Source organism: Falsihalocynthiibacter sp. CO-5D18, from assembly GCF_041205445.1.
GTDB lineage: Bacteria > Pseudomonadota > Alphaproteobacteria > Rhodobacterales > Rhodobacteraceae > Falsihalocynthiibacter > Falsihalocynthiibacter arcticus.
The window spans coordinates 1-2044 of sequence record NZ_JBGFCF010000048.1 but is presented as its reverse complement, the minus strand read 5'-3'; the positions used below and the strand labels follow the sequence as shown (position 1 = coordinate 2044).

General features: G+C 49.5%; 2 protein-coding genes. Both read right to left on the bottom strand.

Features of this window, described 5'->3' with window-relative positions:
- Positions 1–38: 38 nt before the first annotated feature.
- Positions 39–815, bottom strand: a complete 777-nt coding sequence (locus tag AB9F27_RS21750; RefSeq protein ID WP_369757145.1) for an ATP-binding cassette domain-containing protein — start codon at positions 813–815, stop codon at positions 39–41.
- Positions 816–871: 56 nt separating this feature from the next.
- The gene (locus AB9F27_RS21745) at positions 872–1855 is read right to left on the bottom strand and encodes a substrate-binding domain-containing protein (protein WP_369758182.1); all 984 of its coding nucleotides are present in this window, start codon (positions 1853–1855) and stop codon (positions 872–874) included.
- Positions 1856–2044: the final 189 nt, after the last annotated feature.

Here is a 2044-nt window from a genome sequence, read left to right as displayed (position 1 = left end):
GCGGACGGGTTGATGAGATCGTAAATGTCATATTTTTACTACGCGCTTTCAACTGAAGAAATTTGGCCGGTTTGGTGTAGATCCACCATCAATTCCACTAATTGCTCTCGCGAAATTTGGTCTTTTGAGAACTCAGCTGCAACTTGGCCTCGATCAAGCACTATGAAACGATCCGCAACAGCGTAGACGTGTAAAATGTTGTGATCGATGAGGATCGCAGATTTTTTTTGCTCGCGAATCTCGCGAACAAATTGTAGCACTTTGTCAGTTTCTTTGAGGCTTAGACCCATGGTTGGTTCGTCGAGAATGATCAACTCTGCTTCAAAATACAGTGCACGCGCTATTGCGACCCCTTGTTTTTCACCTCCCGACAATCCACTGACTTCACTATCCGCCGTGATTGCGCGTGACGTAAAACCCATACGAGTTCTCAGCAATTGCGCCGCTTCGGCACGCTGTTGCTTAACATTCATGAACCCAAATCGATTTGTAATTTCACGGCCCGCAAATACATTGCGCCAGATCTCTTGTTGATCCGCCAAAGCGCGCTCCTGATAAACAGTCTCAACTCCGCGTTTGCGCGAGTCTTGGACCGAGCCCATCTTCACGACTTCGCCCTTGATAAGCACGCGACCCTTGTTCGGTGAGTGAACGCCTGTCATGACCTTGATCAAAGAGGATTTTCCTGCGCCGTTGTCACCAACCAGCGCCACGACCTCACCTCGGTTGATCGTAAAATTGATGCCCTTCAGGACATCAATTCTCCCGAATGACAGGTGAACATCTTCTAGTCGGAGTAGCTCTTCATGTGCCATGGTTCTGCTCGCAGTTAGACAATACCGAAGAACGGCATTGTCTGTTTGGATTTTAATTAGCGGATAGCTTCGGCAGCCAAGGCTTTGACTGGACCTACATTGCTTTGCGTTATCATCGCGGCACCCGTATCAATGTTCATACCTGCGAAACCGTATTTGGATGTGAGAAACAACTGAATGATCGGCAAGTAGCCCTGCAGGAATGGCTGTTGGTCCAAGACCATTGTAATCATTTCGTCCTCAATACCCTGCGCCGTTGCAGCAGATAGATCGAAACCAGCACTACAAATCTCACCCGGCTTTTTGCCAGCGGCATTCAGGTAAGCAGGCAGAAGCGCTGTTAGAGCGCCGTGATCGGTGATCACTCCTTTCATATCAGGGTTCGCTGCCGCATAGGCTGCAAAAACGGGAATGCCCTGAGAGGCATCTTTAGAGATGTTTGGGTTGATTTCTAGATAATCGACTTCGATACCTGCTTCCTCAAGCACTTCGATCGACCCGGTCGTGCGCAGCCCGCGCTGCTCCATGCTTTGCATACCCCAGACAAATACTTTGTCGCCGGCCTCAAGGCCACATCCCTGAACCATTCCCGAAGCCAGGTTGCGCCCAGAAGTATAGTTCTTTGAACCCACATAGCCGAACCCTTCGGCAACGTATTTTGCTTCATACGTCGGAAGGTCGACGTTCTGTGTCGTTACGATAATTCCTACTTCTCGAGCTTGCTCGATGAGTGGGCCTAGAGCGGATTCACCTGGGTGCCCCATTACCGCTATGCCATCTGGGCGTCGCGCTACTGCCTCTGAAAACTGGCGGACCATTTTTTCAGAGTTCCAATCCGACCAAACATACTGAACATCACAGCCCGTGTGTTCTGCCGCCATAACTGCACCGTTGTAGACAACCGAGGCGAAAGTTCCGCCTTCAGGTCCGCCCGGGAAGAATACAAACTGTTTTCCTTCGCATTCATCAGCAGCAAAAGCACTGGTGGCGGACAAACTGACGAAACAAGCCGCAGCTAGTGATTTTCTCGTTATTCTCATAGTTCTCTCCTGTTGTAAGGCACGCAGTTGACGCATGATCTTCAGCGGTGCTAAGCGCCGCTGAGACGCCGATGTTTGCCTGAACTTGACAGAACGGCACTAAAAGTTAAGAAATTCTTCAATAAAATTCAATTTGTGAAATTTATATCACCACGTCAGATTCGGGATGTTTGGTCAAACCGAGGAGCG